The organism is Anaerotignum sp. (assembly GCF_030625865.1).
GTDB lineage: Bacteria > Bacillota > Clostridia > Lachnospirales > Anaerotignaceae > Chakrabartyella.
On the sequence record NZ_DAOUQB010000013.1, the window covers coordinates 50,223 to 64,856 of the forward strand.

Below are 14,634 nucleotides of genomic sequence, written 5' to 3' on the forward strand. Positions count from 1 at the left end.
TGGTTGATGAATGAATACTTTAAAAGAAAACGACTTTGTCCGTCTTTATACCTTTATTCAAAAAAAGTACGGCATAAATCTTTCAAAGAAAAAACAGTTAATTGAAGGGCGGTTAAACTCAACTTTGTTTTCAATGGGTTTTAATGATTTTTCTGAATATGTTGATTATATTCTTACCAAATCCACAGAAAAGGATGTTGAAGTTTTACTAAATAAATTAACGACAAACTACACATATTTTATGAGAGAGAAGGTTCATTTTGATTTCTTCACCCAAACGATTCTTCCCTATCTCGTTCAAAACAAAAAAGAAAAAGTTCTAAGTGTTTGGAGTGCAGGATGTTCCACCGGTCAGGAACCCTATACCCTTTCTATTTTAATGAAAGAGTTCTTAGGTAAGGAGGCTCCCCGTTGGGATACGCGTGTTCTGGCAACGGATATTTCTCAAAAAGTTCTTCTCCAGGCACAAAAGGGAATTTATCCCCAAGATTCTTTTAAAGATATGCCTAGTGAATGGGTGAGAAAATACTTTAATCGTGTGGGTAACACCGATCAGTATGAAGTAACCCCAGCATTAAAATCAAACGTAATCTTTAAGCCCTTTAATTTAATGGATCCCATACAATTTAAGATCCCATTTGATGTTATTTTTTGTCGAAATGTAATGATCTATTTTAACCAGCAAACAAAAGATGCTTTGGTAGACAGATTCTACAATTCCACTAATCAAGGCGGATATCTTATTATTGGGCTTTCTGAAACGGTTAATAAAAATAACACAAACTATAAATATACTATGCCTGCAGTATACAGAAAAATTTAATTGGTATTTATACAATTAAGAAAGGTTGCATTGAATGAATAAAAAAATTAAGGTATTGGTAGTAGATGACTCCCTGTTCTTTCGAGGGGTTCTTACAAAAAAGCTTGCTGAATTCAGCCATATTGAGGTTTTGGGATATGCTAGGGACGCTTTCGAAGCAAAAGAAAAAATACCGGTGCTTAAACCTGACGTTGTAACCCTTGATGTGGAAATGCCAAAGCTGAATGGCATTGAATTTTTAAAACAGCTTCTTCCGGAAAATCCTATTCCCGTCGTGTTAGTTTCGTCTCTCAACATCAGTGTTTTTGATGCACTGGCTGCGGGGGCAGTGGATTTTGTTAAAAAACCTGAGCTTTCTAAAACAGACAGTATTGCTGCTTTTATTGACGAACTTGCTTCAAAAATAGCCATAGCAAGCCGGGCAAGGGTATCTGCAAGCTTAAATAAAAATACAACTGCAGCACTGCCAAAAACAAACTTTTCGCCAATAAAGCCTTCTAGGTTGACAAATGCAACCATTATTGCACTAGGTGCATCCACAGGGGGCACAGAGGCTACCATCCCTGTTATTAAGGATCTGCCTGAAGATACCCCGGGTATTCTAATTGTTCAACATATGCCTCCCGGCTTCACAAAAATGTATGCAGAAAGGTTAAACCGGATCTGCAAAATGGAAGTTCGAGAGGCTTCTGATGGGGATATTATCAAAAGCGGTCTTATTTTGGTTGCCCCCGGCGATTATCACATGAAGCTTGCAAAAATGGGTTCAAATTACATTGTAAAATGTTTTCAAGCGGACAAGGTAAGTGGACACAGACCTTCCGTTGACGTATTATTCAACTCCGTTGCGGAAGTTGCAAAAAAAAATGCCGTTGGTATCATTATGACAGGTATGGGCCGAGATGGCGCCCAAGGGCTTTTGAATATGCGCAAGCAAGGGGCTTACACCATTGGGCAGAACAAAGAATCCTGTGTTGTTTACGGAATGCCCATGGTAGCAAAAAACATTGGTGCTGTTAGTATCGAGGCTTCTTTCGAAAACATAGCTTTGGTTCTGCGCAGACATCTAACCAGTCTTGCACGATAAACTTTTTTAGAATTCAGAAAAAATTTCAACTCCTAAATAAAGGCCCGTATTGCAAAGATTTGTAAAATAAATCTTATACAAAGCAAACGGGCTTTTTTATCGCTAAAATAAAACAATATTAGACAATAAAGTACACAAAAAATCCACTATTAATGCCTTTCCTGTCTAAATTTTTATAATAATGTTTTTTATTTTTATTCAGATAAATATTATGATTACAGCTTACATGCCGATATATATTAATGAACCTAATTATCTGTTAAACAGTAAGGAGAATTTTTATGAAAGTAAGTCTGAATCATTTTTTTAATATGCAGTCTACCAATAATAATAAAGGAAAACTACAACAATCCTCTTCGCAAAACAGTTCTGTCTCCAGAACTAAAAACTGCGATGAACTCATTATTAGCGGAAAAATTGAAAAAACAGACGAAACCAGTTTTGTGGACGAAATAAAAAATAAAATATCTAAAGAAATAGCTGCCCCTTGTTCAGAACAAAAAATAGAAGATTTGAAACAACAAATTCAGGACGGCACTTATAAAATCGATATAGACCAGATTACAAAAAAAATGTTGCTTTCTTAAATTAGAAAAGGACTGAAATTATGACAAATATCGTTGATTTTTACAATATCGTTTTAAGCTTAATTGATCTTTTTAAAAACCTTACCACTTTAGAAAAAGATAAACTAGAAGCAGTTACCTCCAACAACTTGGATGCCTTAAACACTTGCCTTAAAAATGAGCAGGTTATGGAACTAAAATTAAAGGGACTAGATAAAAAGAGAGAACAAGTTCAAGCATCTCTAGGCTATAACGACCTAAAATTCAAAGAAATTATTGATCGGCTTCCTGAAGATGAAAAAAAGGAAGGCAACCGCCTTTATTCCTTGCTTCAGCAAGCCACCAGTGACTTTCATGCCATAAACGACAGCGTAAAAAATGCACTGGATGTTAAATTGCATTTAATTAACACAAAACTCAGCAAATTAAACATAAACCCGGGTGTGGAACAAAATCAAATGTCCTCTGGGAACAATCTAAAAAATAGATTTGCTTGATACTTCAAACGTAACCAAAGGGGGAAAACTTCATGCGTTCAACATTTGCAGGGTTTACTGCTGCCCAATTAGGCCTTCGCGCAAGCCAATATGGACTAAATGTAACAGGACAAAATATTTCAAACATAAACACCACCGGTTATACACGGCAGGTGGTTGATCAGGTAAGCTTAAACCTTAATAAATCCGGACGTTACGCAAGTGTAGCCAACGTAGGATATGGCACTTTAGTTACGGGAATTTCACAAGTAAGGGATCCTTACCTGGATATTAGATTTCGCAACGAGGTCTCAAAGGTTGGAGAAACCGATGTAAAATTGGCCGGACTTCAGGAACTTGAATCTGTCTTAGATGAAGTCACGTCAGACGGTATGCAAACCCAACTTAGCGACCTTAAAACCATGCTTCAAAAACTTTCTGGCAAGGTTGGCAGCGAAGAATATGATAATATGGTAAAATCTTCCGCCGAATCTTTAACGAAATATATTAATCAATGCGCAAAACAATTGGAGACAATCCGTTCCAATCAAGAATATAGCCTAACTGAGGTTGATGTACCCGAAATTAATAATATTCTCTCAAACATTGCAGAACTAAACAAATCAATTAAGGATGGTCAAATTAATGGCACCCCTGCTTTGGAGCTGGTTGATCAAAGAAACACCCTGATTGATGAATTGGCAAGCTATGTAAAAATTGACGTTTCTTATGTGCCAACAAAAATTAACGACAACCTATCCATTGATGAGTTAAAAATTGATTTTGTGGGTGAAAATAATACAATAAACCTTTTGAATCATTTAGACCATGTAAACTTTGAAATTCCTGACGGAACAACACAGCTTAATATCGTTGACAGTGACGGAAATCCCATTAAGGATTCAGGTGGCAACGTCATTGGAGAGGATATCTATGATGAACTGACAAGCGGTTCCTTAAAAGGCAGTTTGGAATTTTTAAATTCCTCCGGCGCCTTTGATGGTACAAGCAACGCTTTCCGAGGTATTGGCTATTATGAAAAAATGTTAGACCTTATGGCAAATAAATTGGCCTCCACGTTTAACGATCTTAATAATGCAGGATTGCCATCTGGTACACTCCCCGAGGACTTGCATAATATGTTTAGTTCCTCCGATGGAGGAGAAATTACAGCAAAAAATATCTGTGTTGCCTCCGGTTGGTCTGATTCCGAATATGGGATAACTGCATCGGTAAAAGCAGACGGAAGTACCCCCGCCTCCGGCGAAAATGACAATATCTTGAAAATGATAGATGCCCTACAGGTGGATCAATCCTTTGTTGATGAAGGCACACTCCCTGATGACACTGATGATGTTACCATGTTTGAAGGGACTTTCCATGAATTTGTATCCAATCTAAACACTACCTTGGGTATTGATGTTAAATCTACAAAAGAACTTTTAGACAACTATGTTTCTGTTGCAAACGAGATTTCTGATGCAAAAGACTCCATTTCCGGAGTTAGTTTGGATGAAGAAGGAATCAATCTTTTAAAATATCAAAAATCATACGCAGCAGCAGCCAGATTAATGACAACCTTAGATGAAGCTTTAGATACCTTAATTAATAAAATGGGTATTGTTGGCAGATAGTAAAAAGGAGTGGCTTTATAATGAGGATTACAACCAGTCAGGTTTTGCGAAATTATCAAACAAACCTCTCAAAATCTACCTCTGAATTAAATGATACAAGAAACCGTGTACTTACAAAAAGAAATTTCACCAAGGCTTCCGAGGATCCTGCTGCTGCTGCAACAGCATATAAATTGAGAAAAGAGTACTCAGATGTTGGAGATCATCTTGATAACGTGAATGAGGCCATTTCTCATCTCGATGCTGTTGAAAGCAGTGCTATGGGAATGAGCAGCATTGCAAAAGAAGCAAATGCACTCATTTTAGAGGGTATATCCGGCACCTCAAGCACCGAGTCACGGCAAACCATTGCAAATAGCCTTAGAGAAATGCAAGAATCCATAGTTATGTCTGCTAATTCAAAGCTAGGAGATGCTTTTCTTTTTGGTGGAGAAACAACCGATGCAGTTCCATTTGAGCTTGTAGACGGAAAGCTTCAATACTATGGACTGGATGTTTCCAGCACAGACGCTGATGTGCAATCACAATTAAAAGAAATGGAAAACGGAAAAATTTATGTTGATATCGGCTTTGGCCTGTCTTTTGATAATGGAAGCTTAGATGAAAACAGTGCTTTTAATACTGCATTTTCAGGACTTTCAGCCCTTGGTTATGGACAAACTGAAGATGGTATGGATAAAAATATTGTAAATTTAATGGGCGAAGTGGCAGATGAGCTGGAAAAAGAGCCAATTGATCAAGATAAATTAGATGAACTAAGCAAGCAATTCGAAGAATGTAAAAATAATATTACAGATTTTGTTACCGTTTTAGGTACAAAAAGTAATTTTCTTGATACCACCAAAGAGCGTTTGGAGGATAATCAAATAACTCTAAATGAAAAAATTGTTACAGTTGAAAATGTGGACTTAGCGCAAGCTATTTCGGAGTACTCTTGGGCACAGTATGCATATAATGCTGCACTAAAAGTAGGAACTAGTATTCTTAGTCAGTCTTTTATTGATTTTATGAGCTAATAAGCTACAAAATAAGGGGGGGGAAATGATGGATCCTTTATTAAAAATAACTTCAGTACCTTTAAAATTTAAATTGGAGGTAAACAATGCACGTTTGGAATATAACAATTCAAATGCACAGTTGGAAATTTCCAGAGATGCTGGCGGACTTAAAATTAAAAGTGATCCTATTAAATTAGATATTGATTCTTTTGAATGCTATAATTCCGTAAATCCAACGGTCAAAACAAGTATTCAAAATGCCGCCGAAAAAGGCAAAATGGCCGCATACGAAGCAACGGCTACCTATGCCCGTGAGGGAAAGTTATTTTTAAATGCAAAGATAGGTGAAGATGTGATTGGAAAAATTGCAGCATCCAAAATGGAGGTAAATACAAATGTAGGTATTACCTTTCTTCCTACCACAAGGCCTGAACTAAATTGGTCCGAACCCGAAATGACCATGGAATACGAGCTGGATAAGCTTAATTTTGACTGGAAAGTACTAAACGGAAATTTTGAATTTATACCGGGGAATATTGAAATTTCAATTACGCAACAGCCTGATGTTATGATTGAATACATAGGAGGCCCTATTTATGTGCCCCCCAGCGCAGATCCCGAATATGTTCCGATTACCGATTTAAAAGCATAACCAAATGAGGTGAATAAATGGAGCTTGAAACAAAATATTTTTCCAAAATGGAGTATGAATACACGGATGTGATTTCATTTGAACACGGTCTTTTTGGGTTTGAAAACCATAAAAAATTTATTTTAATTAAATTTGAGAATAATAACGGTTCTCCCATTTGTCTGCAAAGCATTGACGAAGCAAATATTGCTTTTGTAATGATAAACCCATACAACTTTATTCCTGAATACGCTGTTTCTCTTTCAGATACTGATATTCAAGACTTAAAATTAGATGACCCAAGCACACTTTCCGTCTATAATATTTGTGTTCTTCGGGATGAAATTCCAAACAGCACCACAAACCTAAGATGTCCTGTAGTTGTGAATACAGAAAACAGAATGGCAAAACAAATTATTTTGGAAAATTCCGACTACCCCTTTAAGTATCCCTTTCAGAAGCTTATTCATAAGGAGGGCTGATATGCTGGTATTACAGAGAAAAATTGGTCAATCCATATATATAGGCGAAGATATTAAAATTACAATACAGGATATCTCCTCTGACAAGGTGAAAATTTCAATTGAAGCGCCTAAAGATATTCCCATTATTCGAGAAGAGCTTAAACTTGCCACCATGAGTAATATGGAAGCTCTGTCCTCCTCCAATGACTCAGTGGCGTTATTGAAAAAAATATTTAATAAGTAAATAAATGAAAGGAAGCACTATTCAGGTTATAATAGCACTTCCTTTTTTATTTTTCTCTTTATTGTAAAGATTATGGACGAATCAAACGTATGCCTTTCCTACGGCTACAATTGATACATGCCCCGAAATTTGTAAAGAAACCAGTTTCCCATCTTTCATAGAAGCCTTTACGCCCATTGTGCCCCCCGGTTGCTTACACTGTAAAGAAATGTCTTTTTCTGCCTGCATCGCAAGAAAAGCCCCAACAGCTGAGGTACCACTGCCGCAGCCTTTTTCCCAAATCAGGCTGGCATCTTTCACGCAAACTAAAGGTTCCAATTGTCCAGTGGTTTCCTCCCAAAGAAGTATTCCAAAAACCTCCGACATTTTTTCACCCCATATTATAGAAGCTTGTTCGGCCTTACTTTTGGCATCATCACCCCATATTTTTCTTTCCACGATGATATGTGTTATGCCATCAAAATGCACAACAGGTAATGTCAGTGTTTCCCCTTCCAATTGAAACGCTTCCCAAACTATGGATAAAGGTAAGGGCATATCAACCTTTCCCAAGTATCCTTGTTTCTCTCTTTGGATTTCACACAACACCAAATCTTTGGCACCCGAAACCTCCAATAATACAAATTCCTTTTCTCCTATAGGCATATGCTTTTGTTCCATGATCCACGCAGCCAAAGAAAGAGTTGCATTTCCACAAAATTCACCCGCCATCATGCGCAACGCCTTTGCAGCCCGTTGATCATTGGGCTCTTGAATAAAACCCGCCTGCTCCCCATAAATGCCATTATACGCTATGAGCTTTTGTCCCACTGCTAATTGCTTTTCTACGGGAATCTTTGTTTCAACCAAAATCGTCATATTTTCAGTTGGGTTGGTTTTTATAAACTGAATTTCCATAAACTCCCCACCTTACTGTTCAAAACGCCCTAAAAATGCTTTTGTTCTCTCCTGCTTCGGATGATTGATTACCTCTTCAGGCGCACCTTCTTCCACTATCACGCCGCCATCCATAAAAATTATGTGGTTTGATACATCCCTTGCAAAGGACATTTCATGGGTTACAATTACCATTGTCATATGTTCCGCCGCTAAGTCCTTTATTACCTTAAGAATTTCTCCCGTCAACTCCGGATCAAGAGCAGAAGTAGGCTCATCAAAAAATAAAATTTTTGGTTTCATTGCCAAAGCACGGGCAATGGACACACGCTGCTGCTGTCCTCCCGAAAGTTGAAATGGATAGGCGTCTTCTTTATCGGAAAGACCCATTTTAGCTAAAATTTCTCTTGCCTCTGCAAAAACTTCATCTTTAGGTCTCTTCCCAATTAAAATGGGTGGTTCTGTAATATTTCTCATTACAGAGTAGTGGGGAAATAAATTAAAATTTTGAAAAACAAGTCCAAAATGTTTTTTAATGTCTCTAAGCTTATTTCCATCACCATAAATTGATTTTCCGCTTTCGTCAGCTTTTGCGGCATAGTCCCCTAAATAGTTAAGATCTCCGCCGTCCATTGTCTCCAACAAAGTTGCACAACGCAATAGTGTGGATTTTCCCGAACCGGAAGGCCCTATAATTGATACAACCTGTCCTTCTGAAACAGAAAGTGAAATATCCTTCAATACCTCGTTGTCTCCGAATTTTTTGTTGCAATGATTTATCTCCAATACCTTCATCTCTACCCCTCCTTACCGATAATAACTCAAAGTTTTTTCTACTTTTTCCATTACATATGCTACTATTGCATTAAATATAAAATAGAATACACCTGCAATAAATAGAGGGATAATCGTTTTTTCTGCAGCCGCAATTTGCTTTGCAACGGTAAACATTTCCGTATAAGTTAATACAAAAGCCATGGCAGTGTCCTTTACCAATGTAATAATTTCATTTGTAACAGGCGGCAAAATACGTTTTACCATCTGAGGGAAAACAATTTTAAAAAAAGTTTGATATTTATTGTACCCTAAAACCGAAGCAGCCTCATACTGCCCCACAGGAATGGATTCAATACCCGAACGATAGATTTCTGCAAAGTAAGCTGCATAATTTATAGAAAAACCAACTAACACCGCAATAAAACGATAGCTTTTATTTAAAGAAATACCGAAAACATAGTAAGGGCCAAAATAAACTACCAAAAGCTGTAACATTAATGGAGTACCCCTTAAGACCGAAATATATATTTTCGCTAGACACTGAATAGGCTTGAAACTACCAAGCCATTTATGAAATCCTTTCACTTCCAACGGATTTTCTGAAATCAAAAAACCAAATGGTGCCCATTTTGACATACGACCAAATGACACCAAAAGCCCCAAGGGCATAGAAAAAACTAAAGTCAAAACGAAAATCAGCAGCGTAGCTAGCATACCTTCCCCAAGCTGTTGTATTATATTTAAATATTCGGCTATACCCATAAAAAAACCCCCATATTTTACACTTTTTACATATCCCCCTTATAAAGCAAGGATAAGCGTGCCGGGTTTCCGACACGCTTTATTTATCTATTTATGTAATATCAAATTATTTGCCAAGGCAAACCATTTGATCCAAATTATAATCTTTATAATTTGCTACAATAGTATCAAATGTACCATCCTCTAACATTTCATTCAATGTTTCCTGAACCTGATCACGCAATTCCGTGTCATCCAATCTAAAGCCAATTGCATACTGTTCTTTGGAAAGAGGTTCTTCCATCATAACAAATGTGTCCCCACGGGAAGTCAACTGATACTGCGCAACACCAATGTCAACGGCAATTGCATCAATGGAACCTGCTTCCAAATTCATAAATGCTGAATTATAGTCAGCTGTTTGCTCTAAGGATGCAAAGCTTTCTGCCAATGCCAAATTTTCTTCGTTATCTTCTTCGTTTGTTAAGGCAGCCAATGCAGAAGAATCAGCCTGGGTCATAACAACCTTTCCTGCCAAATCAGCCTTTGTTTTAATTCCAGAATCCGCTTTGACTACAAAAACAATACTGTTGTCTACATAAGGATCGGAGAAAGTGTAATTTGCTTCTCTGCCCGTCATAGTAAAGCCATTCCAGATACAATCGATAGAACCGCTATTCAATTCCATATCCTTTGCATCCCAATCAATGGGCTGCTTTACCAATTCCCATCCACGGCGTTTGCAGACTTCTGCAGCCAAATCCAAGTCAAACCCAACATATTCCCCAGCTTCATTGCGGAAACCATAAGGCGGATATTCTGCATCAAAGCCAACAGTTAATTTTGTACGTTCTTCTTTTGCGGTATCTTCCCCAGGAGCCGCTTCATTTTCCCCAGCACTGCTGCCACAGCCTGCAAGCACAGAAACACTCATTACCATCGCTAAAATTAGTGCTAAATATTTCTTCATATTCCATTTCCCCTTTTACTAATTTTTTTCTTCCCACATGACTACACAGTCTGTAAACTCTTTATTATATTATCACACTACCACGCTAAAGTAAAGAGGTTTTTCAACTTTTGCTAAATTCTTTTTTCATTATAACATAAAAAAGTAGGCAGCTCATGCCGCCCACTAATTATATTAGAATATCTCTCTTTATTGCCTGATTTAGTGATTTTATCCGCTAAATTCCTTAATAGTAAAGTCTCTCCTTCTGAAAAGCTCTTGTCTATGGACATTCCTATTGCTAATAAAAAACATATTACTCCTGAAATCTGCCTGAACAAAAATAGCACTAGCTTTTACCACTTCATTAGTGAGTCATTTTAATCACTAATAGTTTTTGCCCAGGATAGATTTTATCCGGATCCTCAATGTCGTTCACCATTAAAATACGCTCGATTGTAGTATCAAAATGTTTTGCAATTGTCCAAAGGCTATCTCCGGGCTGCACGGTATAAATCACCGCCCCTGCTACTGGTCTTTGTGTATTTTCGCAGTCTTTCAAACAGATATCCGTTACAAGCTGTGAAGTTTCTTCTCTTCTAGCATCCACTTCAAGCATAATCGAGGCAAGCAATTCCCCTTCTTGGTCAGATAAAATTTGGAAATCAATTTCTTCCAGATTACCTTTTGTATTGATCTCATCCTGAGCCGTTACACCCTTCATTTCTATTTTCTGACTAAATGGAATTCCTCTTTTCAGCATACAAACAGCGTGGTCATCTTCCTGACAGAAATACATAATTTCTACTGTTAGTACCCCTTCTACCTCTATCATGTCATCTTGCGCATTTACATCTTGAATCAAAAGATTTCCCCATGCTTTTCCAGCTTGTAACATCGGGCGTTCTTCTTTATCCAATGTAATTTTTTCTTTTATTGAAAATTGATTTTTTGTTCTTCCTACAGAAACCGGATATGTCACAGTTTCCCGCATAACCTCTGTCTCCATACCCGGAGCATAGGCATCTGTTACTACGTCTTTTTCTACCACATCCCACGCAGATAGTTCCCCTAAAATGGTAACATCTACGTCAAGAATTCTTGGTTCACCATCATCATCAAGTTCTGTTTTAATCGAAGTTTCATCAATCGTTAGATTCAAATCTACTATACTTTTCGGCGTAATTCCCTCAGCTTCCAAATACCCATTAAAGGGAATTTTTTCACTCCACACGTGTACAGTTCCTGTACCTTGGTCATCGGTATATAAAATATCCATTAATAAATTGCTGCGGATCATTACTTTTCCATCCATGGGACGAATTTCTTCATCTGCTAAGCAAAATTCAGCGGATAGTACTTCTCCAACCGCTGCTGCCGTTTGCGGTAAAGTAATCTCTTCCTTAACGGTAAACCTATCCCTTTTCTCAGCCACAACCTCTTCCATACGAAGTTTGCCCTCCAAAAAGGCCATTCCTTTGCCCTCACTGGGTACAACTGCTTCCACTTTATGTACACGGTCTGCATTTGCTGTTATCCCGATTACGGCCTTAACTCCCAGCTTTCTATCATTGATTACTTCACAATCTAAATGCTCCAGCACTGTTGTCAATTTTACCTGCATATCCTTTTCCAATCCATCCATATAAATAATATCTTCAATAGGTAAACTGGAATTCATTGCATAAATTGCATCTTCTCCTTTGTCAGAAGAATATAGGATGTTGAGATCCAAATCACCTGAGAAGTTAATACGATCTTCTCCCACCCGTACATCCTTCATTTTAATCTTACCACGGCAACACAAAACTTCATTTACGTCAGGCTTGCTGTCAGGCGCGATGATATCCCCTTCCAGCAAGATCTGAGAGGCTTGTTTCCCACCTTGCTGTTTCAATACAATTTCTTCTCTTTCCCATTCCATCGGCATAAAAAACCTCCTTTGCTATTCTTGCGGCAGCTTTCAGACACTGATTTCGGGCTTTTCCCTTTTTTCGGTCACCATCCACCCTTTGTCTATATATAAATATATTGAACTTCTTCTATTGTATTCCAAAAACTCGGGAATTCTCGTAAAAATTCTTCAATGCACACGCAATCATAAAAGCAAACTTACAAAGAAAAACTCCCAGGCGCATAAATTATATTTTAATAATTATGCACATGGGAGTTTTTACGTCTAGACCAAAATATTAGAGCAAGAAAACTATCCTCACAAAGGAAATTTTATTAAGTTTGAAAATAATTATATTTCAGTGCATACCGCTACAATCTCATGCTCTAAACAAATCATTTCTGCATAAAATAAAATGACGCTCAATTTTTCATCAAATTCTACGCTGATACCTTTAATAATCTTTCATCTGATTTAAAGGAAACCAGCGAAAAAATACTTTCCCAATTAAGTCATCCGAAGAAATGACACCCATTTGTCGGCTATCATAGCTCAATTCTCGATTATCTCCCATAACAAACACCGAATTTTTAGGAATTACCATATCCACAATACCATTCGTTTCTCCATTTACATAGTCCTCCTCCAATATCTCTCCATTTATTTCAACAGAACCATCCACTAATAAACGAATATGATCACCCTCTGTGGCAAGTATTCGCTTCAGCACCGTTTTTTCCTTTCCTTTATCATTATATTGAAAAACAACAATGTCTCCCTTTTCATACCATCCCATTTGTACAAAAAAACGGCTCATACAAACAATATCTCCGTCATTTAATGTTGGATCCATAGAACTTCCCTCAAGTTTCATTGGCCAAAAAAAGAAAAAAAATATTAATAAAATTATTCCTGCACGCAGAATTACATTTCCCCAATCTTTCAAAACCTCATTCAAAGCACTTTACCTCTCATTGCAATTATTTATCCAATAAACAAAAACTTACACCTCTATATAAAAGTATACAAATTTCTCCAAAAATAGCAAGCTAAAACCACTGTTATTTTTTTCCTAGCAATAAAAAATACCAATCTTATAGATTGGCAAGTATTACTTTAATATAGAAGTTAAATAATTATTGATTTTAAAGATCTTTAAATACAATTTTAATTTCAATGTTCAAAAAATTCTTTATTAGTTTAACCTTTAAAAGGAAAAATAAATCTATCCTTTTATTTGTAAAAATTTATTGGAAATGGTAATAATTTTTATTTACTCCAATGCCGGAAGTAAGTTTATTTTTTATTCTTAAAATTCCACCCTTTTAATTCCAACTGTTTTTGTGCTAGTAGTACATTGTCTTTCTTAATGAATATATAGTCAGTGTCAAAAGTTGAAACAGCAAAAATACTAATATCTTTTTCTGCTAAACATCCTGATATTCCAGCAAGTATCCCTACTAGTGAAAAGTCCATCTGTCCCACCACACGAAAACCTACCCATCCATCTTCATGTTTTTCCACATCCTGCGGCAAGCATTCCGTAGGGCAAACCAATGAAAGTTCTTGATCTGTCCTCGACCAAAAACTAAACTCTCCTAACTCTTCAATCTTGTGCTCTCTTGTCCATTTTGCAACTGCAAATTCCTTGCTTAACCATTCCAACTGCACTGCGTACTCCCCCCTTACATTTGCTTTCGCACCGTCTTATATTCGTCCTCTAAACGATAATAGGGACACCCCCTAAAATCATCCCTTAAAAATTTTTCCATCTCATCCTCATCCAAGTTTACTTGACAATAATATTCATCATACTCCGCATCATAACTAAAAAAAATACACATCTCGCAGTTTGATTTCATTTTCCGCTCCTATTTCCTTAAGAATATTATTAAAATAATCTGCATTAAAAACAAAAACCACTTCTTAATATAAGAAGTGGTTTAGAAATGGGAGTTACAGGGCTCGAACCTGTGACCCTCTGCTTGTAAGGCAGATGCTCTCCCAGCTGAGCTAAACTCCCATAAACGACTCAGATGGGGCTCGAACCCACGACCTCCGGCGTGACAGGCCGGCGCTCTAACCAACTGAGCTACTGAGCCACATTAGAATATGGCGCTGGATAATGTATAAAATGGCAGGGGCAGAAGGACTCGAACCCTCGACATTTGGTTTTGGAGACCAACGTTCTACCGACTGAACTATACCCCTATAAGGTATTTCGCAAAGCGAAGATACACCTTCAAAACTGAACACAAGAATTATTATATCATCAATCGTTTTATTGGTCAAGCCCTCGGTCTATTAGTATTGGTCAGCTGAACATGTTACCATGCTTACACCTCCAACCTATCTACCTCGTTATCTTCAAGGGACCTTACTTCCGAAGAATGGGAAATCTTATCTTGAGGGCGGCTTCACGCTTAGATGCCTTCAGCGTTTATCCGTTCCATACATAGCTACCCGGCTGTGCA

17 protein-coding genes, 3 tRNA genes and 1 rRNA gene are annotated in these 14,634 nt (G+C 37.3%); 9 read left to right on the forward strand and 12 right to left on the reverse strand.

The features are described 5' to 3' along the window. Positions 1 to 10: 10 nt before the first annotated feature. The 9 genes from P9Q65_RS05525 (at position 11) to P9Q65_RS05565 (ending at position 6,923) form a co-directional block, all read left to right on the forward strand. Positions 11 to 823, forward strand: a complete 813-nt coding sequence (locus tag P9Q65_RS05525; protein WP_304508375.1) for a CheR family methyltransferase — start codon at positions 11 to 13, stop codon at positions 821 to 823. A gap of 34 nt (positions 824 to 857) precedes the next feature. Beyond that, positions 858 to 1,910, forward strand: a complete 1,053-nt coding sequence (locus P9Q65_RS05530) for a protein-glutamate methylesterase/protein-glutamine glutaminase (RefSeq protein WP_304508376.1) — start codon at positions 858 to 860, stop codon at positions 1,908 to 1,910. A gap of 281 nt (positions 1,911 to 2,191) precedes the next feature. After that, a complete protein-coding gene (locus P9Q65_RS05535) occupies positions 2,192 to 2,497 on the forward strand; it encodes a flagellar biosynthesis anti-sigma factor FlgM (protein ID WP_304508377.1) in 306 nt (101 codons plus the stop codon). Between the two features lie 20 nt (positions 2,498 to 2,517). Further along, entirely contained in the window at positions 2,518 to 2,973 is a 456-nt protein-coding gene (gene flgN, locus P9Q65_RS05540; RefSeq protein WP_304508378.1) for a flagellar export chaperone FlgN, read from the forward strand. A gap of 32 nt (positions 2,974 to 3,005) precedes the next feature. Then, the gene (gene flgK, locus P9Q65_RS05545; RefSeq protein WP_304508379.1) at positions 3,006 to 4,586 is read left to right on the forward strand and encodes a flagellar hook-associated protein FlgK; all 1,581 of its coding nucleotides are present in this window, start codon (positions 3,006 to 3,008) and stop codon (positions 4,584 to 4,586) included. Between the two features lie 20 nt (positions 4,587 to 4,606). Further along, the gene (locus P9Q65_RS05550) at positions 4,607 to 5,602 is read left to right on the forward strand and encodes a flagellin N-terminal helical domain-containing protein (protein ID WP_304508380.1); all 996 of its coding nucleotides are present in this window, start codon (positions 4,607 to 4,609) and stop codon (positions 5,600 to 5,602) included. A gap of 25 nt (positions 5,603 to 5,627) precedes the next feature. Beyond that, positions 5,628 to 6,236 (forward strand): DUF6470 family protein, encoded by a 609-nt coding sequence (locus tag P9Q65_RS05555; RefSeq protein ID WP_330695235.1) that lies wholly within the window; start codon positions 5,628 to 5,630, stop codon positions 6,234 to 6,236. A 17-nt stretch (positions 6,237 to 6,253) separates the two neighbouring features. Next, positions 6,254 to 6,697 carry a flagellar assembly protein FliW gene (fliW, locus tag P9Q65_RS05560; protein WP_304508381.1) on the forward strand — a complete coding sequence of 148 codons (444 nt, stop codon included), beginning with the start codon at positions 6,254 to 6,256 and terminating at the stop codon, positions 6,695 to 6,697. A 1-nt stretch (position 6,698) separates the two neighbouring features. Then, on the forward strand, positions 6,699 to 6,923 hold the full coding sequence (locus tag P9Q65_RS05565; protein WP_304508382.1) for a carbon storage regulator: 225 nt from the start codon (positions 6,699 to 6,701) through the stop codon (positions 6,921 to 6,923). 81 nt (positions 6,924 to 7,004) lie between these two features. On the opposite strand, the gene P9Q65_RS05570 is transcribed toward P9Q65_RS05565, so the two are convergent. The 12 genes from P9Q65_RS05570 to P9Q65_RS05625 form a co-directional block, all read right to left on the reverse strand. Continuing rightward, positions 7,005 to 7,820 (reverse strand): hypothetical protein, encoded by an 816-nt coding sequence (locus P9Q65_RS05570; RefSeq protein WP_304508383.1) that lies wholly within the window; start codon positions 7,818 to 7,820, stop codon positions 7,005 to 7,007. 12 nt (positions 7,821 to 7,832) lie between these two features. Further along, the gene (locus tag P9Q65_RS05575; RefSeq protein WP_304508384.1) at positions 7,833 to 8,594 is read right to left on the reverse strand and encodes an amino acid ABC transporter ATP-binding protein; all 762 of its coding nucleotides are present in this window, start codon (positions 8,592 to 8,594) and stop codon (positions 7,833 to 7,835) included. Between the two features lie 12 nt (positions 8,595 to 8,606). Then, on the reverse strand, positions 8,607 to 9,338 hold the full coding sequence (locus tag P9Q65_RS05580; RefSeq protein WP_304508385.1) for an amino acid ABC transporter permease: 732 nt from the start codon (positions 9,336 to 9,338) through the stop codon (positions 8,607 to 8,609). Positions 9,339 to 9,444: 106 nt separating this feature from the next. Continuing rightward, positions 9,445 to 10,287: an amino acid ABC transporter substrate-binding protein gene (locus tag P9Q65_RS05585; RefSeq protein ID WP_304508386.1), complete on the reverse strand. Its 843-nt coding sequence runs from the start codon at positions 10,285 to 10,287 to the stop codon at positions 9,445 to 9,447. 346 nt (positions 10,288 to 10,633) lie between these two features. Continuing rightward, on the reverse strand, positions 10,634 to 12,196 hold the full coding sequence (locus P9Q65_RS05590; protein ID WP_304508387.1) for a DUF3794 and LysM peptidoglycan-binding domain-containing protein: 1,563 nt from the start codon (positions 12,194 to 12,196) through the stop codon (positions 10,634 to 10,636). Between the two features lie 418 nt (positions 12,197 to 12,614). Beyond that, positions 12,615 to 13,118, reverse strand: coding sequence for a signal peptidase I (gene lepB / locus P9Q65_RS05595; RefSeq protein ID WP_330695238.1), 504 nt, complete (start codon positions 13,116 to 13,118; stop codon positions 12,615 to 12,617). 338 nt (positions 13,119 to 13,456) lie between these two features. Then, a complete protein-coding gene (locus P9Q65_RS05600; protein ID WP_304508388.1) occupies positions 13,457 to 13,831 on the reverse strand; it encodes an ACT domain-containing protein in 375 nt (124 codons plus the stop codon). Positions 13,832 to 13,845: 14 nt separating this feature from the next. Then, positions 13,846 to 14,022, reverse strand: coding sequence for a DUF6472 family protein (locus tag P9Q65_RS05605; protein WP_304508389.1), 177 nt, complete (start codon positions 14,020 to 14,022; stop codon positions 13,846 to 13,848). Positions 14,023 to 14,110: 88 nt separating this feature from the next. Further along, a tRNA-Val gene (locus P9Q65_RS05610) sits at positions 14,111 to 14,183 on the reverse strand. A 5-nt stretch (positions 14,184 to 14,188) separates the two neighbouring features. Then, a tRNA-Asp gene (locus P9Q65_RS05615) sits at positions 14,189 to 14,262 on the reverse strand. A gap of 33 nt (positions 14,263 to 14,295) precedes the next feature. Then, positions 14,296 to 14,371: transfer RNA gene (locus tag P9Q65_RS05620), tRNA-Trp, on the reverse strand. 73 nt (positions 14,372 to 14,444) lie between these two features. Continuing rightward, a 23S ribosomal RNA gene (locus tag P9Q65_RS05625) occupies positions 14,445 to 14,634 on the reverse strand; the annotation flags it as partial.